This is a genomic window from Pseudomonas sp. IPO3749 (assembly GCF_013386605.1).
GTDB lineage: Bacteria > Pseudomonadota > Gammaproteobacteria > Pseudomonadales > Pseudomonadaceae > Aquipseudomonas > Aquipseudomonas azotoformans_A.
The window spans coordinates 1-20,546 of sequence record NZ_JACARN010000062.1 but is presented as its reverse complement, the minus strand read 5'-3'; the positions used below and the strand labels follow the sequence as shown (position 1 = coordinate 20,546).

Genomic DNA, 20,546 nt, shown 5'->3' with positions numbered 1-20,546 from the left:
GGTCCATTCGGTCACGGGGTTTTTTTTGGTCCTGATTAACCCGCTTCACCCAGAATCAAACTCCGATAATGCCCCGGATTCGACCCCGCCCACTTACGAAACGCCTTATAAAACGAACTCGTATCAGCAAACCCCAAACGCCCTGCAATCTCGGCAAAGCTGATCTGTGGCTCCGCCAACCACACAATCGCCAATTCCTTACGCACACTGTCCTTGAGCCCCTGATAGGTCTGCCCTTCCTCAGCCAGACGACGGCGCAAGGTTGACGCCGAAATGCACAAGCTGACAGCGAGCCCTTCGGTTTCCGGCCAGGTATCGGGGGGCAATTGGCGCAGGTCGTGCTTGATGCGGGTGGCGAGGCTGTCGGGGTCGCGGTACTTGACCAGGATATTGGCCGGTGCGTGGGCCAGGAAACGCTTGAGTTCTTCCGGGGTACGCTTGATCGGCAGGTCCAGGCAGTCGGCGGAGAAGATCATGCGTGTGCGGGGTCGGTCGAAACGCAGGTTGTCGGAGAACATCACCTGATAGTCGTCGCAGAAGTGCGGCTTTGCGCAGCGCAGTTCAATCGCCAGGATTGGAATACGGCGTCCTGCCAGCCAGCACGCAACACCGTGGACGATCATCCAGTAAGTGAAGTAGGTGAAGGCTCGTTTGGGTTCCGCCTCGGGCTCAACCAGCACGATCTCCGCCAGGCTTTGCTGACGCACCAACTCAGCGGGCAATCGCTCCAGCATCAGTGACAGGAACCCGAGCCCAGTTTCCAGGGCGGTGACGAGGGTCGGCTGCGCCATTGCAGCACGGCAGAGAAACGCCAGGCTGCCGGACCTGAGCTTGCGCGGGTCCATCCCGAAGAACTCATCGTCGGTGCGCCGTGCCAGCAGGCGCCACAGTCGTGCGTAGGTGGTGGCCGAAACCCGTGCGGCAGGCTCGGCCAGCCACTGCGGGTCAATGCCGGCTTTATGCAGCACGTCGGCACGGGCCACATCCCCGTCGCAACTTTGCAACAAGGCTTCACGCACAAGATGAATGGAGATGGTGTCTTTTTCCGACATGGTGGACCGCGTATCCAGAGCTGCGCAAAGAATGGCACGCATCATAAGGGCGGACGCGCATTGCCACCACCGTTCAGCCCATGTTCAGCAAACGTCAAGAATTGTTGTTTAGCAATGAGTATCATTATGTTACAACTTAGCACCCTATCTAGTTGTGACGCGGTGCCAAATGCTCGTTCCTTTCCTCATCATGCTGCGCGAAGGCATTGAAGCCGCATTGATCGTTGGCATCATCGCCAGCTACCTGCAACAGACCGGCCGTGGCCAGTGGATGCCCGCCGTGTGGATCGGTGTATTTCTCGCCGCCGCACTGGCCCTGCTGGTCGGCGGTGGCCTGGAACTGGTCAGCGCCGAATTCCCGCAAAAGCAGCAGGAACTGTTCGAAGGCATCGTCGGCCTGGTCGCCGTGGGTATCCTCAGTTCCATGGTGTTCTGGATGCGCAAGGTGGCGCGCTCCATCAAGCATTCCCTGCACGAATCCCTCGATCACGCGTTGGCTGGTTCCAAGCATCAGGTCACCGCGCTGATTCTCATGGTGTTTTTCGCCGTGGCCCGTGAGGGCCTGGAAACCGTGTTCTTCCTGCTGGCCGTGTTCCAACAAAGCGAAGGCCCAGGCGCGCCGATTGGCGCCCTGCTCGGCCTGATCCTGGCGATCATCGTCGGTTTCCTGATCTATACCGGCAGCATGCGCCTGAACCTGGGCGCGTTTTTCCGCTGGACCGGCCTGTTTATCCTCGTGGTGGCCGCCGGCATCCTCGCCAATTCAGTGCAAGCCCTGCACGAAGCGGGGGTATGGAATCACCTGCAAACCGTGCTCTTCGACTTCAGCGCCGCACTGCCCATGGACAGCCCGTTGGGCTCGGTACTGGCCGGCATGTTCGGCTATCAGGAAGCGCCGACCATCAGCACCCTCGGCGCCTACGTGATTTACCTGGTGGTGGCGCTGGTGATGTTCTTCCTGCCCGCCGCACCGTCCAAGCCTGCCGCCTCGCCCTCTTCCGTTTCCAGCCAGTAAGGACCGCCTCTTGTCCAAGCCTACTCCTCAACCCTCCTCGCCACCCCGCGCCCTGCGCTGGGCAGTGGCGGGTTCGGTGGTCGTGATGATCGCCGCCGGAGGCCTGTTCTATTACGCCTCGCAACTGGCGGCCAGCAAGCGCCAGACCAACCACAATGAAATCGCCGTGACCATCCATGGCCACGCCTGCGAACCGAATGAACTGACGGTGCCCGCCGGCCGCGCCAGCTTTCGAATCATCAACCGCTCCGACCGCGCGGTGGAATGGGAAATCCTCGACGGCGTGCTGGTGGTTGAAGAACGTGAAAACATCGCCCCCGGCCTGAGCCAGGTGATCAACGCCAACCTGCTGCCCGGCGACTACGCGATCACCTGCGGCCTGCTGAGCAACCCGCGCGGCACCTTGCACGTAACGCCGACCGCCGAATCCGACGCACAAGCCAAGGCCAAGCCATCGATGGTGGCGTTTATCGGGCCGTTGTCGGAATTCCGCGTGTACCTGAGCAGCCAAGGCAGCGCCTTGGTCAAGGCCGTCACCGCCTTGCAACAGGCCGTCGACGCCGGCGACCTGGCCCAGGCTCAAGCGCTCTACGTTCCGGCACGCGAGGCTTACCAGCGCCTGGCCCCCGCGTCGCAACGCCTGGCCGAGTTGGACAACGCGATCAACGCCCGCGCCGACTACTTTGAAAAACGCGAGCAGGACCCAGCCTTCAGCGGCTTCCACCGCCTGGAATACAGCCTGTTCCAACAACGCAGTCTCGATGGCTTGGCGCCGGTTGCCCAGCGCCTGCTGACTGACGTCACCACGCTCAAGCAACAACTGCTCGCCCAGTCGCTGCCGCCGGAGCAACTGGTGAGCATTGTGGTGCGCAACCTCAACAGCTTGGCCGATGTACGTGCCATCAGCGGTGAAGAGGAGCGCTACAGCCACGTCGACCTGAATGGTTTCGCCGCCAACCTGCAAGCTGCCCACAAGGTTGTCGACCTGATGCGCCCACTGCTGACCAAGTCTGCCGCCGACCTGCTGCCCAAGGTCGACAGCGCCCTCGCCGCCTTTGATGCCGAACTCCAGGTCTTCAAGGTCGACAAGGGTTACGCCACCTACGACAGCGTAACCGCCGATCAGCGCAAGCAGATCGCCGACAAGGCCAAGGCTCTGGCCGCTGCACTCGATGGAATCGACCCCGCCCTTGGCCTCTCCGGCCTGCAGTGAAGACGACCGCACACATGAGTGATTCAGAACAATTTGACCTTACTCGCCGCCGTGTCCTGCTGGGCATGGCTGCCACCGGCGCCGCCATCGCCGGCAGCACCCTGACCTGCCCGGCCATGGCCGCCGAGCAAGTCACCACCGCACCGCGCAGCGAAAAGACCCAGGATCACCACGATTTCTTCGGCAAGCACCAGAGCGGCATCGTCACGCCGCGCCCAGCCTGCGGCATGCTCGTGGCGTTCGATGTGCTGGCGAGCGACCGCGAAGACCTGGAGCGCCTGTTCCGCACCCTGAACGAACGCATCGCTTTCCTGATGACCGGCGGCACCGTGCCGCAAGTCGACCCGAAACTGCCGCCGACCGACTCCGGCATCCTCGGCCCGGTGGTCACGCCGGACAACCTGACCATCACCGTATCGGTCGGCGAATCCCTGTTCGATGAGCGCTTCGGCCTCAGCGCCGTCAAGCCCAAACGCTTGAGTCGCATGATCGGGTTTCCCAACGATGCGCTGGAACCGGCGCAGTGCCACGGCGACCTGAGTCTGCAATTCAGCTCCAACACCCCGGACACCAATATCCACGCCCTGCGCGACATCGTGAAGAACCTGCCCGACTTGTTGCTGGTGCGCTGGAAGCAGGAAGGCAGCGTGCCGCCTCAGGCGCCGAGCAAACCCGGCGAGCCTGCGCAGAGCGCGCGCAATTTCCTGGGGTTCCGTGACGGTTCGGCCAACCCGAACTCCAACGACGCCAAGGCCATGGACCAGATTGTGTGGGTGCAACCGGGCAGCGACGAACCGGCCTGGGCGGCCAACGGCAGTTATCAGGCGGTGCGCATCATCCGCAACTTCGTCGAGCGTTGGGACCGTACCCCACTGCAAGAACAAGAAAGCATCATCGGCCGCGTCAAGCCGACCGGTGCGCCCATGGACGGCGACAAAGAAACCCAGGTGCCCGATTACAGCAAGGACCCGGAAGGCAAAGTGACCAAGCTCGATGCCCACATCCGCCTGGCCAACCCGCGCACCCCGCAGACTCAGGCCAACCTGATCCTGCGCCGGCCGTTCAACTACTCCAACGGCGTCAACAAAAACGGTCAGCTGGACATGGGGCTGTTGTTCATCTGCTACCAGGCTGACCTGGAGAAAGGCTTTATCAGCGTGCAAACCCGGCTCAACGGCGAGCCCCTGGAGGAATACCTCAAGCCAGTCGGCGGCGGGTACTTCTTCACCTTGCCGGGCGTCACCGGGCCCAAGGATTTCATCGGCCGCACGCTGCTGGCTGCAACGCACCCTCACACCACTGCCCATACCTAAAACAAACCCAGAGCGGAAATCGTCCCATGAAAAAGTCGTCTATCGCGTTGTCGTTGTTGCTGACCATTTCGCCGCTGGCAGCCTTCGCCGCTACCGCACCGCTGGACCTGGTAGGGCCGGTGTCGGACTACAAGATCTACGTCACCGAAGAAATCGGCGAGCTGGTCACTCAGACCCAAGCCTTCACCGACGCCATCAATAAGGGCGACCTGGCCACCGCCAAGAAACTCTACGCGCCGACCCGTGTGCACTATGAGTCCATCGAGCCGATCGCCGAGCTGTTCAGCGACCTCGATGCGTCCATCGATTCGCGCGTCGACGACCACGAAAAAGGCGTCACCGCCGAAGACTTCACCGGCTTCCACCGCATTGAATACGCGCTTTTCTCGCAGAACACCACCAAGGGCCTGGAAGCGCTGACCGCCAAGCTCAACACCGACGTCAACGACCTCAAGACCCGCGTCGACGGCCTGACCTTCCCGCCGGAAAAAGTCGTGGGCGGCGCTGCAGCCCTGCTCGAAGAAGTCGCCGCCACCAAGATCTCCGGCGAAGAAGACCGCTACAGCCACACCGACCTGTATGACTTCCAGGGCAACATCGACGGTGCGAAGAAGATCGTCGACCTGTTCCGTGGCCAGATCGAGAAACAAGACAAAGCGTTCCTGGCCAAGGTCGACAAGAACTTCGCCACCGTGGACAAGATCCTGGCCAAGTACAAGACCAAGGACGGTGGTTTCGAGACCTACGACAAGGTCAAGGAAAACGATCGCAAGGCCCTGGTGGGCCCGGTCAACACCCTGGCGGAAGACCTGTCCACCTTGCGCGGCAAGCTGGGCTTGAACTAAGCGACACGCAAAAAAAAGACCCAGCGCCTGTTGAAGGCGCTGGGTCTTTTTTTGCCCGCAGGTTTACAGGATGCGGTACAGCAAGCGTTCGATCCGCACACGGCTGACACGGCGCAGGAACTTGCCGACTGCCTCCGGGTAATCCGGCAGCGTTTGCAGGTCCTGATAACGCTCGATCCGCGTGGTGTGCTGGAAAATCTGCGCCAGCTCGGTACGTCGCGGCGCCAGCCATTCACTTTTGGGATCATCGATCAACAAGGCGTTTTCCAGGTCAAGGCGGAACGCGCGCGGGTTGAGGTTGTTGCCGGTGAGCAAGGTGTAGCGCTGGTCTACCCACATGCCCTTGAGGTGGTAGGTGTTATCGCCGTCACGCCACAGGTGCAGGTTCAACTGGCCGCTGTCGATCATCGGCTGATGGCGCTTGGCAAAGCGGCGCAGGCTGATTTCGTAGAGGTAAGGCAGCGCCGCAATGACCTTGAACGGCTCACTGGGCGGGATGTAGAAGTCGTTGGCAGTCTTGTCGCCGACCACGATATCGATCTTCACCCCACGCGCCAGGGCGCGGTTGATTTCACGGGTCACCGGCAGCGGCAGGTTGAAGTACGGGGTGCAGATGGTGAGCTGATGCTGGGCGCTGGCGATCAGTTCGAGAATCACCCGGTTCAGGGGGTTGTTCTTGCCGACCCCGAGCAAAGGGCTGACTGACAGGTGACCATTGGGCAGTTGCCCGGCCGTGGTGTCGTAAGCCGCGTGCTTCAGGCGGCTGCGCAGATCGCCGATATCGTTGCGCAGGCTGCGGGTAGTGGGCGGGTTGGGCAGGTCCAGGCGATTGACCGCCTTGGACGCCACCAGGCCGTGCTCCACCAGGTGCTGCATGGAATCGGCGAGCGCTGGATTGTGGATCAAGTGGTAGCGGTCGAAGCGGTACTTGTCGAACTTGTGCAGGTACACGTTGTTCAGGCTGGCGCCGCTGTACAGCACCGTGTCGTCGATCACAAAGCCCTTGAGGTGCAGCACGCCGAACAACTCGCGGGTTTGCACCGGCACGCCGTACACCGGCACTTCGCTGCTGTGGCTTTGAGTCATGGCCTGGTACCAGGCACTGTTGCCCGGTTGTTTGCCGGCGCCGATCAAACCACGCTGGGCGCGCAACCAGTCGACCACCACCACGATGTCCAACTCCGGGCGTGCAGCCTTGGCGGCGTGCAGGGCGTCGTAGATTTCCTGCCCCGCTTCGTCCTGCTGCAAGTACAGCGCGACGATATAGATGCGCCGGGTGGCCTGGGCAATTTTCTCCAGCAGGCAGCGACGATAGGCGTCGGCGCCAGACAGCACCTCAAGGGCATCGGGAGTGAGGGGGAAACCGCGCAGTTTGGGCAACAGGGAGCGTTTGAAGAACGACGGCATAAGGCTCGCAATGGGTCGAATCCGAAGAGGCCCCGAGCTTACACCATGGGGGTGCTCAGGTCTCGCTGCGGCGCGTGGAAAAATTTTAATTGACCAAGAAGAACGATCGTTCTACTGTTCGCAACATGAACGACATGACCAGTAATGAAACCCGCGACATTATCCTCGACGTCACTGAAAAGTTGATCTATCGCCATGGCATCGCCGCCACCGGCATGGACTTCCTGGTGAAGACCGCCGGTGTCTCGAGAAAAAGTATCTACCGCTACTTTGCCAATAAAGACGAGTTGGTGATGGCCGCCCTGCAGCGTCGCGATGAGCGCTGGATGCAGTGGCTGCGCACTGAAGTGGAACGCCGCGATGGCACGGGAGAACGCCTGCTGGCGCTGTTCAGCGCGCTGAAGGATTGGTTCGGCACGGCTGACTTCCGGGGCTGCGCGTTCATCAACACCAGTGGTGAAACCGGTGACCCGCAAGACCCGGTGCGCCTGTTGGCCAAGGCGCATAAACAGAAACTGTTCGAGTACGCACTTGAACTGTGTCAAGCACATGGCACCCCCGACCCCGAACGGCAGGCCGCGCAACTGCTGATCCTGATCGATGGCGCCATTACCGTTGCCCTGGTGATGGGCGATTCAACGGCTGCCGATAATGCGCAATGCATGGCGCGAACGTTATTGGGACTTTGAACCTGCCAGTAGGCGCAACTTCCGATCAATCCTTATTCATTGAGGAATTGCCAATGTCATCGACTGTAGAAACACGTCCGCCCCTGCCGCCGTTCACCCGCGCGTCGGCCATCGAGAAAGTCCGCCTGGCCGAAGACGGCTGGAACTCCCGTGATCCGCAGCGGGTGTCCCTGGCCTACACGCTGGACACACAGTGGCGTAACCGTGCCGAATTTGCGCATAACCGCGAAGAAGCCAAAGGTTTCCTCACGCGCAAATGGGCCAAGGAACTGGACTACCGCCTGATCAAGGAGTTGTGGGCATTCACCGATAACCGCATCGCGGTGCGTTATGCCTATGAGTGGCACGACGATTCGGGCAACTGGTTCCGCTCCTACGGCAACGAAAACTGGGAATTCGACGAGAACGGCCTGATGGCCAATCGTTTTGCCTGCATCAACGATCTACCGATCAAGGAAAGCGAGCGCAAGTTCCACTGGCCGCTGGGCCGACGCCCGGATGATCATCCGGGGTTGTCCGATTTGGGGCTGTAAAACAGGTGGGGCCGGTTTGCCGGCCCCACTGCTTAATCCTGATTCAGCCCAACCCGATACAACACGCCATCATCTTCATCCGTCAGCACATACAAGAACCCGTCCGGGCCCTGCCGTACATCGCGGATCCGCGCCTTCAGGCCGCCGAGCAAACGTTCCTCGTGGATCACCTTGTCGCCATCAAACTGCAACCGGATCAACTCCTGGCTGACCAGCGCACCGATAAACACGTTGTGCTGCCAGGGCTTGAAGCGATCCGCATCGTAAAACGCCATGCCACTGATACCCGGCGACTTTTCCCACACATGATGGGGCGGCACTGTGCCTTCCACCGTTTTGCCCTTGGCTTCGGGAATCGGTGTCAGGGAGTAGTTGATGCCGTGGGTGGCCAACGGCCAACCGTAATTCTTGCCGCGCTCGATGATGTTGATCTCATCACCTCCGCGCGGCCCGTGTTCGTTTTCCCAGATCGTGCCGCTCCACGGGTTGAGCGCCAGCCCTTGAGGGTTGCGCTGGCCGTAGGACCAGATCTCCGGGCGCACGCCTTGCTGGCCGACAAAGGGGTTGTCATCCGGCACACGGCCGTCCGGGTAGATGCGCACGACCTTGCCCTGCAACTTGTCCAGGTCTTGGGCCGTCGGGCGATCGTTGTTTTCACCCAGGGTCACGAACAGGTAGCCATCGCGGTCGAACGCCAGGCGCGAGCCGAAGTGGTTACCGGTCGACAGCTTGGGCTCCTGGCGCAGGATCACCTTGAAGTCGGTCAAGCCACTGAGGTCTGCCGCCAGCCGCCCACGGCCCACGGCTGTGCCAGCGGTACCGCCCTCGCCGCCACCTTCTGCATAGGACAGGTAGACCGTGCGGTCCTCTTTGAAGTCCGGCGACAACACCACATCCAGCAAACCGCCCTGCCCTTTGGCCCAGACTTGCGGCACACCCTTCAGTGGCGCGGACAGCTTGCCGTCGGGGCTGACAAAGCGCAGGTGACCAGGGCGCTCCGTCACCAGGAAGCCTTGCTTGTCCGGCAAAAAGGCTACCGCCCATGGGTGGTCCAGGCCTTTTGCGATCGGCGTCGCGGTGATGCTGCCCTGTTCGCTGGGGAACTGCTGGGCGTCGGCGGCGTAAGCGGCGGTCAACGGCAGCAACGAGGTGGCGCACAGGGCGGCTAGCAGGCGTTTGCGTAGAAACATAAGGCGGGATCCTTACCGGCGATTGCCGTTGGCATCATAAGTGGGGGCTTTGGTTTCGGTGGCCGGGCGGCTGGGGGCGGCATTGCGTTTGGGGTAGCTGTTGCCGATGCCGCCGTTTTCCAGGGTCGGCGTGCGCGTGGTCGGCCCGGTCTGGATACCGCGAACGGCCGGCGCATTCGGCTGGGTGCCCTGCATGCTGTTGGGATTGGCCCGGTGGATCGGGCCGTTGTTGCCATTGTTGCTGCCGGGCAAGTTTTGGGCCTGGGCCGCGGGAATAAGGGCCAGGCCCAACACCAGCATTGCTACGTGACGCATACAACTGTTCATGACAAAGCCTCTCTGGGGCGAGGAGTACGTGCTTTCGATAACACGCTACGCCTTGGGTTCGGCTTTCGACACTAAATAGTTTCTCATCAGGTGTAACACGATCTGTCCGCGCATCTGCTCGGGGAAACTTTTCCCACCGCCTCCGAGTCACCAGAACACAGCCTCTTCAAAAGGAATCGCACCTATGCCACGGGCAATCTGGAAAGGCGCCATCAGCTTTGGCCTGGTGCATATCCCGGTCTCACTGGTCTCGGCCACCTCCTCCCAAGGAGTCGACTTTGACTGGCTGGACAAGCGCAGCATGGACCCGGTCGGTTACAAGCGCATCAACAAGACCACCGGTAAAGAAGTGACCAAGGACAACATCGTCAAAGGCGTTGCGTTCGAGAAAGGCCGCTACGTGGTGCTCAGCGAAGAAGAAATCCGCTCGGCCCACCCCAAGTCGACCCAGACCATCGAGATCATCGCTTTTGTCGCCAGCGACCAGATCCCGTTGCAGAACATCGACACCCCCTACTTCCTCGCGCCGGACAAGCGTGGCGGCAAGGTCTATGCCTTGCTAAGGGAAACCCTCAGGAAAACCCGCAAGGTCGCTTTGGCCAATGTGGTGCTGCACACCAAGCAGCACCTGGCGGCGTTGATGCCCCTGGACTCGGCGCTGGTGCTGGTGATGCTGCGCTGGCCGGCCGAAGTGCGCAGCCTGGACGAACTGGAGCTGGGCAGTGACGTGACCAAACCGAGCCTGGCCAAGGGCGAACTGGACATGGCCAAGCGCCTGGTCGACGACATGAGCGCCGACTGGCAGCCCGATGACTACCGCGACAGTTTCCAGGAAAAAATCATGGCGCTGGTGGCCAAAAAAGCCAAGGCCGGCAAGATCGAGGATGTGGAGACCAAGGACAGCGAAGAGCGCAAGTCCGCCGATGTGATCGACCTGACGGAACTGCTCAAACGCAGCCTGGCCGGCAAACCCGCGAAGAAGCCAGCCACGAAAAAATCCACCAAGGCCTCTTGAGTCATGTCCAAGCCCCTCAGCGAATACAACCGCAAACGCGATTTCGGGATTACCGCCGAACCGGCAGGCAGTGCGCCTGGCGCTAAACGCAAAGTGTCGGCGCTGTCCTTCGTGATCCAGAAGCACGACGCACGCAACCTGCACTATGACTTTCGTCTGGAGCTCGACGGCGTGCTGCTCAGTTGGGCCGTGCCCAAAGGCCCGAGCCTGGATCCCAGCCAGAAGCGCCTGGCCGTGCATGTAGAAGATCATCCGCTGAGCTACGGCGGCTTTGAAGGTAGCATTCCCGCCGGTCAGTACGGCGCCGGTGATGTCATCGTGTGGGACCGTGGCATCTGGCAGCCCCATGACGAGCCCCGCAAAGCCTACGCGGCCGGCAAGCTCAAATTCACCCTGATTGGCGAGAAACTGTCCGGCGACTGGGCACTGGTGCGCACCCGTTTGAAGGGCAGCGGCGACAAGGAACAGTGGCTGCTGATCAAGGAAAAGGACCCGCAGGCGCGCGCGGCCGACGACTACGATATCGTCCAGGCCCAGCCGAACAGCGTGCTCAGCGATGCTTCAGTGGGACAACCCAAGGCTCCAGCCAAAGCCAGGAAAACCAAGCTCCCTGAGCAATTCACCCCGCAGTTGGCCACCCTGCTGGACCGCGCACCGGAAGGTAATTGGCAATACGAAATCAAGTTCGACGGCTACCGCATGCTCACACGCATACGCGATGGCGAAGTGCGCCTGTTCACCCGCAACGGGCACGACTGGACCGACCGCCTGCCGCGCCAGGTCAAGGCGTTGCAGGCTCTGAAGCTCAAGGACAGCTGGCTGGATGGCGAGGTGGTCAGCCTCAATGGCGATGGCCTGCCGGACTTCCAGGCGCTGCAAAATGCCTTCGATATTGGCCGTAGCCTCGACATCGTCTACTACGTGTTCGATGCCCCCTTTCTCAACGGCCAAGACCAACGCCAGACGCCGGTCGAGGATCGCCGTGCCGCTCTAAAGGTCGCGCTGGCCGGTAGCCGCAGCAAATTGCTACGTTTTTCCGAGGCATTCACTGCGCACCACCGTGACATCTTTGAAAGCGCCTGCGACTTGGCCCTCGAAGGCGTGATCGGCAAGCGCCTGGGCAGTCCGTATGCCTCCAGCCGCAATGCCGACTGGATCAAACTCAAATGCCGACTGCGCCAGGAATTTGTGATCGTCGGCTATACCCGGCCACAGGGTTCACGCACGGGGTTCGGCGCGTTATTGCTGGCGGTCAATGACGAATCCGGCCTGGTATACGCCGGGCGTGTGGGCACGGGTTTCGATCAAGCGTCACTGAAAGCCATCTACGCGCAACTCGTGCCGCTGGAGCGCAAGACATCGCCCCTGGAGAAACCACTGTCCAGTGCCCAAGCGCGGGGCGTGCATTGGGTGCAGCCGACGTTGGTCGGTGAGGTGCAATTTGCCGAGTGGACACGCGAGGGCGTGGTCCGCCAAGCCGCGTTCGTCGGGCTGCGCACCGACAAGCCGTCAGCGCAGATTGTTCATGAACAACCGCGAACGGCCAAATCCATGAAGCCTGCCAAGAAGACCCGCAGTGATGTGAATATCACTCACCCAGCCCGCGTGATCGACAAACAAAGCGGTACGCAAAAAGAGCAACTGGCGCAGTTCTACGACAGCATCAGCCAGTGGATTCTGCCCTTTCTGCACCATCGGCCAGTGTCCCTGCTGAGAGCGCCCGAGGGTATCGAGGGCGAGCAGTTCTTCCAGAAACACTCGGAGCGCCTGGCGATCCCCAACATCAAGCACCTGGATCAGGCACTCGATCCGGGCCACGCGCGCCTGATGGAAATCGACAACGTCGGCGCGCTGATCGGCGCGGTGCAAATGGGCAGCGTAGAGTTTCACACCTGGGGCGCCACCTCGGACAAGATCGAAACCCCGGACCTGTTTGTGCTCGACCTCGACCCGGACCCGGCATTGCCCTGGAAAACCATGCTGGAGGCCGCGCAACTGACCCTGTCGGTGCTGGATGAGCTGGGGTTGCAAGCGTTCGTCAAGACCAGCGGTGGCAAGGGCCTGCACCTGGTCGTGCCGCTTGCGCGCCGAGACGATTGGGATACCGTCAAAGCCTTCGCCAAGGCCATCGCCCAATTCATGACCGAGCAGTTGCCCGAACGTTTTAGCGCGACATCGGGGCCCAAGAATCGGGTTGGCAAGATCTTTATCGATTACCTGCGCAATGCACGCGGTGCCAGTACGGTAGCGGCATACTCTGTGCGCGCGCGGCCGGGGCTACCCGTGTCGGTCCCGGTCAGTCGTGAGGAGTTGCAGGACCTGCGCAGTGCACAACAATGGACAGTTGCCAATTTGCTTAGGCGCTTGAACGCGTTGAAAGCGGATCCGTGGGCCGGGTATGCCAATCGACAGAAGATCAGCAAGAAGATGTGGGACAAACTGGGCGCCCATCCACCGAAGTGAACAGCGCCCGTGAGGTGGGCCTTAGATCAGCAGGAAAATCGCCGCCAACCCAGCAAAGATCGCCCACTTTTCCAGGTAGTAGCGCGTACGATTGCGTTTTTTCAGCTCCTTGCCGCGCAGGCGGATCTTGTACAGGCGCGTAAAGGCGCGGTTGAGCCCACCGGTCTTGTCCCCGGCATCGTTGGGCGAGCCTGCGGCCGCCATCACGTTGCGGCTGAACCAGCGGTTGAAAGCCGCGGCCCAACGGTACTTCATCGGGCGCTCAATGTCGCAGAACAGGATGATGCGGTTCTGCTGCGTGGTGTTTTCGGCGTAGTGGATGTAGGTCTCGTCAAACATCACCGGCTCGCCGTCACGCCAGTAGTAGTTTTCGCCATCCACATTGATGTAGCAGCCGGGATCGTTCGGGGTATCCAGGCCCAGGTGATAGCGGTACGAACCGGCATACGGGTCACGGTGGCGCACCAGTTTGGAGCCTGGCGGCAGCTCGGCGAACATCGCGGCCTTGATCGAACCGATGCTTTGCACCAGCTCAGTGGTGCGCGGGCACAGTTTCATCGCTGAAGGATGGCTGTCGCCGTACCATTTCAGGTAGAAGCGCTTCCAGCCCGATTTGAAGAACGAATTGAAACCCACATCGTTATATTGATCGGAACGCTTGATTTCCCCGGCACGCATCAGGTTCTGCCCTTCCAGGCGGATCTCTTCCCAGTGTTCCTGGAGCGGGCTCAGGTCAGGGAAATCGCTGGGCGAGAGGTACGGTCGGCTGGGTAGTTTGGAGAAGAGATAAAGAAAGCAGTTGATCGGTGCCAGGAAGGTCGAATGATCACTGAGCTGGCGGCCCAGCTTGTGCCGCACCCGGCCACGCAGGTGTACATACGCAATCGAGGCAACGTAGAGAACAACAATGATGAGTTTCAAGAGATTTCGTCACAAGTCAGAAGAGAACAGGCTGCTCCTGCGTGCCCACAACGGCCGAGGTTCGATAGCAGCACCTGAAATCACAATTCACACAATCGGCACGACCGGCTGAGTGACAACCCGGCTCGTGGCCCTTTGCAGTTATTTAGCCACAGGTTGTAACTAAAAGTTAACTAGGAATTGTGAAAAGCTGTCTTCTGAATGGGATGGGCGGGCTTGTCGAATGGCAAGCCCGCGATGGGTGCAGCGACGACTAGCGGGGTGTCAGCTGGCGCTCCCCGTACACCGAAAACGGCCCGTTTTGGCGGCGGACTCGGACGAAGTATCGGATCAGCGCCACCACTACGCCCAGCATCAGCCCGACCAGCAGGCTCAAGACGATGATCAATAGCTTTTTGGGTTTAATCGGTCCCAGCGGTTCCTGCGCCTGCCGGTCGACCGTTACCAGTTTCAACGTGCTCATATCAGTATTGAGGCTACGCAGCCGAGTTTCCTCGGCCCAGAGGCGCTCGACGTCATACAGGTACAGGAACATGTCTTGATTCTCGCGGCTGCCGAGGACTTCGACCTTGCGGTTGACCTCAAGCATATGCAATTCCTTGCCGATTTCAGCAATGCGAGGGCTGGTAAAGTCACTGTTGGTGCGTCGCTCCAAGGCAGCTCGCTCGGCTTCCAGCGCCTCGGTGCCCATGAAGTACATGGGGATTCTCTGATTGGTCACTTCAGTGCGCATCACTTGGCTGGAGCCGCGCAGTGCTTCAGCGCCCATCGCAGAAGGTGTAGTGGGAGTCTTGATGCCCATTGCCTTGGCAATCGAGATGGCCTCGGCCAGCTCGGCCAGGCGGCTGGTCCGCTGCGTTTCCATCTGCAAGCGCAAGGCACTGAGTTCGTCGTGTAATTGAGCGCGCTTGATTTTATCCGCCTCCAGCAACCTGGCGATCTGTGACGCCTTATCGGTTTCATAGCTGGCGCGCGCCGCCTCGATTTTGCCTTTGATTTCGCTGAGGCGATTATTGACGATACCCCTGAAGTCCGCCCCTACCTGCTCCTGTTGCCGCGCAAGGGCATAAGCCACGAATCCGTTCAGAATCGCCACCCCATCAACTGAATTGGGGTACTGCAGTTCAAGGCGAATTGAATGACTGTCGGCCGTTTTGGGATCCGGCATCACCAGACTGATGGCGTTATTGTTGAACGTCTCGAAACTCTGTTCCAGACTGCGCCCAGGCTGCTGGAACGCTTCAAACAACACGGGATTGGCGCGAAAAAAGCCCAAACGGGTTTCGTACGAGTCCAGTTGCTCGGCGACTTTGGCCAACGCATCCGCCGGCGGTAGCTTGTAGACTTCAGAGCGGTTGAGGGCATCCAGTTCATTGAGGGCGGCGGGCCGCAACACGCTGCTGACCTGATACACCTTGGGCGCTAGATACGCGTAGCTGACGCCCAGGAGGCCCATCACCAGCGTACAGCCGATGACCAGTGTTTTCTGCTTCCAAATGGCGCCGAACAGTTCAAAGAGATCGATTTCATCCGAAGATAAATGTTGAAGCTGAGGAGCGTTGTTCAAATTGTTTTACACCCTGATGAGTTGATATTAGGCGCCCTACTACAAAAGCCCTGATCAACTTCTGACTAAACAGGGGGCAACGTCCAGGCACGCGGCACACACGGCCCTTTACCAGCAACGACACCACCTAGTTCCCTGAACCTATACCTAACAGCAGTCGGTTTCATTTCAGTGACACAGGTGTCATAACTTTATGACAAGCCCTCAGAGCATAGACGGTTCGTGTCAAGACGTTACCCACGGCCCGGCAAATTAGCGCCAATTGCTTTTCGTAATAACGAAAAATTGCATGCCAACGTAAAAACAGGACTTTTCCTACGAGTAATTGCACGTTTAATGACAAAGAACAGCGTGTTTTACCGAAACAAGAGTCGAAATAACCTTCAGCAAAAAGGAATTTGTATGTCATCCATTCCAGACCCGGACTTTCAAGCCCTGCAAGGCGCCTGGGAGCAAACTTCACTCGAAGACAGTGGTGTGCTCAATCCAATCGACGCCCACAGCGCGCCTGGGGCAATCACCACGATTACCGGCGACCACTTCGAAGTGAAGACCGTCGATGGCGAAGTATTACTGGCTGGCCGGTTTTTCCTGGACAGCAGCACCGTCCCCAAGCGCATTACCTGGATCGACTCCATAGGCGATGACGCAGGCAAACAGTTGCCCGCCAGTTATCGGCTGCAAGGCAATGAGTTTGTGTTCATTGCAGCCGATGAACATATGCCCCGCCCCCTCGAATTCAGTACTGGCCCCGGTCAAACCATGCGCACTTTCGTGCGTCTGACCTGATTAGCGCGTCATCTGAACCTGCGACTGGATTTTCACAAAGCCTTCACTTTCGGGGCGATAAGGTGAAGCCTACCTACTCCAGTGAATCCCTTGGCCCGCCTCTCCTCGCGGGCTTTTTTTGCCGGTGTACCTGGCGTTATCCGGGAAGTTTGGTGGCGGTCAAGGTAAAGCACATCGGCAGCTGCGCCGGCTGGTGCTCGTACTGGTCGTACAGCTCTTCGCGATTGGAGTGCGCGTATTCCTGCAGGTGGCCGATCTGCAACTGTGCGCAGATAGCAGCATTGACCACATCGCCCAGGGTATGCACGTACCAATAGGATGTGGGTCCTGCCACCTCGCCCTGGCCTTCATAGACAATCGACTCCTGCAGCACAAACGGCTCGCGCTGGAAGTAGGAACTGGCCGGCAGGAAAGGGTCTGGCGCGCGCGGATCGAATACCTCCAGGAACGGATGGGTTTCATACATCACCAACGTGCCGCCGGGTTTCAAGGTGCTGGCGACATGACGCATGAACTGCGCCACATCCGGCATCCAGCCCAGCACGCCGATGGTCACCAGCGCGATATCGAAACGCGCCTGCAAACGTTGCGGCAATTGGTGGATATCACTTTCTATGAACTCGGGGCTGTGCGGTGAGACGTCGGCCAGTTCACGGGCCTGTTGCAGAAACGCCCGGGATTGATCCACGCCCACCACCGAACGCGCACCCAGGCCATACAGCGAAAGGCTTTCACGGCCATTGTTGCAGCACAGTTGCACCACATCCTTACCGTTCACACCCACGTCTTGCAGCAAGCCGGTCAGCGTCGGGTCCAGGCAAGAAAAGCCAGCCGCGCCGACACTGTTGAGCAGCGCGTTCCAGGTGTCCGTGGTTTTGTGCAGGCTGGCGGATTGGTCCCAGGCGTCCTTGTTGCAGGCGATTGCCTGTTGAGCTGAGGGCATGTCCATTGCGTCTCCAGAAATTCATAACAGCGGGGCCCAGAAAATAAGCCAAGAGCCCTCGGATTAAAACCCCGAGAAGTGGGCGAAACTTAACGCAGGGCCCACGGGTCATTAACGCAATGCGTGTTCAGCCCTTGAACGCCGCCTCCGAAGACCTCGCCGTGGCCAAACACTCCGACCTGCGTAATGCCTTGTCCCTGGACAGCCTGAATTTCTTCCTGGCGGATGTGCGCGACGGCCTCGGCCCTTACCTGGCGATTTACTTGCTGGCCGTGCACAAATGGGACCCGGCCAGCATCGGCGTGGTCATGACCCTGGCAGGAATCGCCGCCCTACTCACCCAAGGCCCAGCAGGCGCACTGATCGACCGCACCCGCAGCAAGCGCGCAGTGGTGGCGCTGGCCGCCATCGTGGTGACCGGCAGTTGCCTGCTGCTGCCCTTTGTCAGTTCCTTCAGCCTGGTGGCGTTAACCCAGGCCGCCAGTGCTGTCGCCGCGTCCGTATTCGCGCCCGCCATCAGCGCAATCTCGCTGGGCATCACCGGACCTCGCGCGTTCACCCGCCGTACGGGGCGCAACGAAACCTTCAACCACGCCGGCAATGCCGTCGCGGCGCTGTTGGCCGGTGGCTTGGCCTATCTGTTTGGGCCAGTGGTGGTGTTTTACCTGATGGCCTTCATGGCCGTGGCGAGTATCGTCGCGATCAGTTGCGTGTCCGCAGAGGCGATCGATCACGAGGTCGCCCGTGGTTTTGACCCGGAGCACCACACGGACCACGAACAACCCTCCGGCGTGCGGGTATTACTGGCGAACCGCCCATTGCTGTTGTTTGCGATCTGCTGCGCCCTGTTCCACCTGGCCAATGCCGCGATGCTGCCGCTGGTCAGCCAGAAGCTCGCGCAGATCAACCTGCAGATGGCCACGCCGCTGACGTCGGCGTGTATCGTCGCCGCGCAATTGGTGATGGTGCCGATGGCTTGGCTGGTCGGACTCAAAGCCGACATCTGGGGACGCAAGCCTCTGCTGATGGCCGGCTTCATGATCCTGCCGCTGCGCGGCGTGCTTTACACGCTGTCCAGCGACCCGTACTGGCTGGTGGCCGTGCAGATGCTCGACGGCATCGGCGCCGGGATCTTCGGCGCGCTGTTCCCGGTGATCGTCAAGGACCTGACCCAAGGCACCGGGCGCTTCAACGTCAGCCTGGGCGCCCTGTCCACCGTCTTCGGCCTGGGCGCGGCATTGAGCAGCAGCCTGGCCGGTTTCGTCGTGCAACAGGCCGGCTACAACGCGGCCTTCCTGTCCCTGGCCGGCGTGGCGGCACTGGCGTTGGCGCTGCTGTGGCTGGCGATGCCGGAGACCTTGGCAAAACCATCCTTCGCCGGACATACAACTGTCGCCTGACATATGCGACAATGCGCGCCAAATTCCAACACACATCCAAAATCTTCTGCTCAGCGACCGGGTTTCGCGCCTTGATGTCGCTGTTGACGCATGCCTGAAGGCTCCTGCCGCCACGCTCGCAACCCATTGATAGGTAAAGTAATTGATCTCCACAGCTAACATCACCATGCAGTTCGGCGCCAAGCCGCTCTTCGAGAACGTCTCGGTCAAGTTCGGCGCCGGCAACCGTTATGGTTTGATCGGTGCCAACGGTTGCGGCAAGTCGACCTTCATGAAAATCCTCGGCGGCGACCTCGACCCGTCCGGCGGCCAGGTCATGCTGGAGCCGAACGTACGCCTGGGTAAACTGCGCCAGGACCAGTTCGCCTACGAAGAATTCACCGTGCTCGACACCGTGATCATGGGCCACGAAGAGCTGTGGAAGGTCAAGGCCGAGCGCGACCGCATCTACTCGCTGCCGGAAATGAGCGAAGAAGACGGCATGGCCGTGGCCGAGCTGGAAACCGAATTCGCCGAAATGGACGGCTACACCGCCGAATCCCGTGCCGGTGAGCTGCTGTTGGGCCTGGGTATCCCGTTGGAGCAACACTTTGGCCCGATGAGCGAAGTGTCCCCAGGCTGGAAACTGCGCGTATTGCTGGCCCAGGCGTTGTTCTCCGATCCTGAAGTGCTGTTGCTCGACGAACCGACCAACCACTTGGACATCAACACCATCCGCTGGCTGGAAAACATCCTGACCCAGCGCTCCAGCCTGATGATCATCATCTCTCACGACCGTCACTTCCTGAACAGCGTGTGCACCCACATGGCTGACCTGGACTACGGCGAGCTGCGCCTGTTCCCGGGCAACTACGACGAGTACATGACCGTGGCGACCCAGTCCCGCGAGCAACTGCTGTCGGACAACGCCAAGAAGAAGGCGCAGATCTCCGAACTGCAATCCTTCGTCAGCCGCTTCTCGGCCAACGCCTCGAAAGCCAAGCAGGCCACTTCCCGTGCCAAGGCGATCGACAAGATCCAACTGGCCGAAGTCAAGCCGTCGAGCCGCGTAAGCCCGTTCATCCGTTTCGAGCAGAACAAAAAGCTGCACCGTCAGGCAGTCATGGTCGAAAAAATGGCCAAAGGCTTCGACGGCAAGCCGCTGTTCAAAGACTTCAGTTTCCAGGTTGAAGCTGGCGAGCGCGTAGCGATCATCGGCCCGAACGGTATCGGCAAGACCACCCTGCTGCGCACCCTGGTCAACGAACTGACCCCGGACGCCGGCAGCATCAAGTGGACCGACGCTGCAGAACTGGGCTACTACGCCCAGGACCACGCCCACGACTTCGAAGACGACGTGACCCTGTTCGACTGGATGGGTCAGTGGACCCAAGGCGAGCAAATGATCCGTGGCACCCTGGGTCGCATGCTGTTCTCCAACGACGAGATCCAGAAGTCGGTGAAGGTGATTTCCGGTGGTGAGCAAGGCCGCATGCTGTTCGGCAAGCTGATCCTGCAAAAACCGAACGTGCTGCTCATGGACGAACCCACCAACCACTTGGACATGGAATCCATCGAAGCGCTGAACCTGGCGCTGGAGAACTACCCAGGCACGCTGATCTTCGTCAGCCACGACCGTGAGTTCGTATCGTCCCTGGCCACCCGCATCATCGAGTTGAGCGCCACCGGCGTGATCGACTTCAGCGGCACCTATGATGATTACCTGCGTAGCCAAGGTGTGGTGTTTTAAGAGCAGCCATTAGTTTTTAGCTGCAAGCGGCAAGATTGAGCCCCGTCCTGTGTGACGGGGCTTTTTGCATGTGTATGGCGCGCCATAATTAATAGATAGCCTGCTTTCTTTTCCCCCAAGCCCTTGCCATGATGC

General features: G+C 60.2%; 18 protein-coding genes. 11 read left to right on the top strand and 7 right to left on the bottom strand.

The genetic code is table 11. The features are described from left to right. Positions 1 to 35: 35 nt before the first annotated feature. Positions 36 to 1,052 (bottom strand): AraC family transcriptional regulator, encoded by a 1,017-nt coding sequence (locus tag HX812_RS23300; protein WP_038850452.1) that lies wholly within the window; start codon positions 1,050 to 1,052, stop codon positions 36 to 38. Between the two features lie 169 nt (positions 1,053 to 1,221). Here HX812_RS23300 and efeU point away from each other — a divergent pair, with 169 nt between their 5' ends. The 4 genes from efeU to efeO (HX812_RS23280) are packed head-to-tail and all read left to right on the top strand — an operon-like array spanning position 1,222 to position 5,438. Then, positions 1,222 to 2,067, top strand: a complete 846-nt coding sequence (gene efeU / locus HX812_RS23295) for an iron uptake transporter permease EfeU (protein ID WP_038850450.1) — start codon at positions 1,222 to 1,224, stop codon at positions 2,065 to 2,067. Between the two features lie 10 nt (positions 2,068 to 2,077). Then, positions 2,078 to 3,280, top strand: a complete 1,203-nt coding sequence (gene efeO, locus HX812_RS23290; RefSeq protein WP_038850448.1) for an iron uptake system protein EfeO — start codon at positions 2,078 to 2,080, stop codon at positions 3,278 to 3,280. Between the two features lie 14 nt (positions 3,281 to 3,294). Further along, on the top strand, positions 3,295 to 4,593 hold the full coding sequence (gene efeB / locus HX812_RS23285; protein WP_038850548.1) for an iron uptake transporter deferrochelatase/peroxidase subunit: 1,299 nt from the start codon (positions 3,295 to 3,297) through the stop codon (positions 4,591 to 4,593). Positions 4,594 to 4,619: 26 nt separating this feature from the next. Then, complete coding sequence (gene efeO, locus HX812_RS23280) at positions 4,620 to 5,438, top strand: iron uptake system protein EfeO (RefSeq protein ID WP_038850447.1); 819 nt, start codon at positions 4,620 to 4,622, stop codon at positions 5,436 to 5,438. Between the two features lie 63 nt (positions 5,439 to 5,501). On the opposite strand, the gene pssA is transcribed toward efeO (HX812_RS23280), so the two are convergent. Beyond that, complete coding sequence (gene pssA, locus HX812_RS23275) at positions 5,502 to 6,845, bottom strand: CDP-diacylglycerol--serine O-phosphatidyltransferase (RefSeq protein ID WP_038850445.1); 1,344 nt, start codon at positions 6,843 to 6,845, stop codon at positions 5,502 to 5,504. 125 nt (positions 6,846 to 6,970) lie between these two features. Between pssA and HX812_RS23270 the strand changes: the two genes are divergently transcribed. Beyond that, entirely contained in the window at positions 6,971 to 7,534 is a 564-nt protein-coding gene (locus HX812_RS23270; protein ID WP_038850444.1) for a TetR/AcrR family transcriptional regulator, read from the top strand. A gap of 53 nt (positions 7,535 to 7,587) precedes the next feature. Then, entirely contained in the window at positions 7,588 to 8,067 is a 480-nt protein-coding gene (locus HX812_RS23265) for a nuclear transport factor 2 family protein (RefSeq protein WP_033901169.1), read from the top strand. A 32-nt stretch (positions 8,068 to 8,099) separates the two neighbouring features. On the opposite strand, the gene HX812_RS23260 is transcribed toward HX812_RS23265, so the two are convergent. Together HX812_RS23260 and HX812_RS23255 are read right to left on the bottom strand one after the other, a co-directional pair. Next, a complete protein-coding gene (locus HX812_RS23260) occupies positions 8,100 to 9,257 on the bottom strand; it encodes a PQQ-dependent sugar dehydrogenase (protein WP_038850442.1) in 1,158 nt (385 codons plus the stop codon). 12 nt (positions 9,258 to 9,269) lie between these two features. Continuing rightward, complete coding sequence (locus HX812_RS23255) at positions 9,270 to 9,584, bottom strand: hypothetical protein (protein ID WP_038850441.1); 315 nt, start codon at positions 9,582 to 9,584, stop codon at positions 9,270 to 9,272. Positions 9,585 to 9,768: 184 nt separating this feature from the next. On the opposite strand from HX812_RS23255, the gene HX812_RS23250 reads away from it, so the two are divergent. Both HX812_RS23250 and ligD read left to right on the top strand, forming a co-directional pair. Beyond that, positions 9,769 to 10,599, top strand: a complete 831-nt coding sequence (locus HX812_RS23250; protein ID WP_038850440.1) for a Ku protein — start codon at positions 9,769 to 9,771, stop codon at positions 10,597 to 10,599. A gap of 3 nt (positions 10,600 to 10,602) precedes the next feature. Further along, positions 10,603 to 13,062 (top strand): DNA ligase D, encoded by a 2,460-nt coding sequence (gene ligD, locus HX812_RS23245; RefSeq protein ID WP_038850438.1) that lies wholly within the window; start codon positions 10,603 to 10,605, stop codon positions 13,060 to 13,062. Positions 13,063 to 13,083: 21 nt separating this feature from the next. Here the strand turns inward: ligD and lpxO are convergent, their stop codons facing one another. After that, positions 13,084 to 13,983 carry a lipid A hydroxylase LpxO gene (gene lpxO / locus HX812_RS23240; RefSeq protein WP_010210619.1) on the bottom strand — a complete coding sequence of 300 codons (900 nt, stop codon included), beginning with the start codon at positions 13,981 to 13,983 and terminating at the stop codon, positions 13,084 to 13,086. Positions 13,984 to 14,236: 253 nt separating this feature from the next. Further along, on the bottom strand, positions 14,237 to 15,550 hold the full coding sequence (locus HX812_RS23235) for a Wzz/FepE/Etk N-terminal domain-containing protein (RefSeq protein ID WP_038850436.1): 1,314 nt from the start codon (positions 15,548 to 15,550) through the stop codon (positions 14,237 to 14,239). A gap of 402 nt (positions 15,551 to 15,952) precedes the next feature. Between HX812_RS23235 and HX812_RS23230 the strand changes: the two genes are divergently transcribed. After that, positions 15,953 to 16,339, top strand: a complete 387-nt coding sequence (locus HX812_RS23230) for a TIGR03067 domain-containing protein (RefSeq protein ID WP_038850435.1) — start codon at positions 15,953 to 15,955, stop codon at positions 16,337 to 16,339. A gap of 136 nt (positions 16,340 to 16,475) precedes the next feature. Here HX812_RS23230 and HX812_RS23225 read toward each other — a convergent pair whose 3' ends face one another. Then, positions 16,476 to 17,288, bottom strand: a complete 813-nt coding sequence (locus HX812_RS23225) for a bifunctional 2-polyprenyl-6-hydroxyphenol methylase/3-demethylubiquinol 3-O-methyltransferase UbiG (protein ID WP_038850434.1) — start codon at positions 17,286 to 17,288, stop codon at positions 16,476 to 16,478. A gap of 155 nt (positions 17,289 to 17,443) precedes the next feature. On the opposite strand from HX812_RS23225, the gene HX812_RS23220 reads away from it, so the two are divergent. Next, positions 17,444 to 18,682, top strand: a complete 1,239-nt coding sequence (locus HX812_RS23220; protein ID WP_038850546.1) for an MFS transporter — start codon at positions 17,444 to 17,446, stop codon at positions 18,680 to 18,682. A 142-nt stretch (positions 18,683 to 18,824) separates the two neighbouring features. Continuing rightward, positions 18,825 to 20,411 carry an ABC-F family ATPase gene (locus tag HX812_RS23215; protein ID WP_026000030.1) on the top strand — a complete coding sequence of 529 codons (1,587 nt, stop codon included), beginning with the start codon at positions 18,825 to 18,827 and terminating at the stop codon, positions 20,409 to 20,411. Positions 20,412 to 20,546 lie beyond the last annotated feature (135 nt).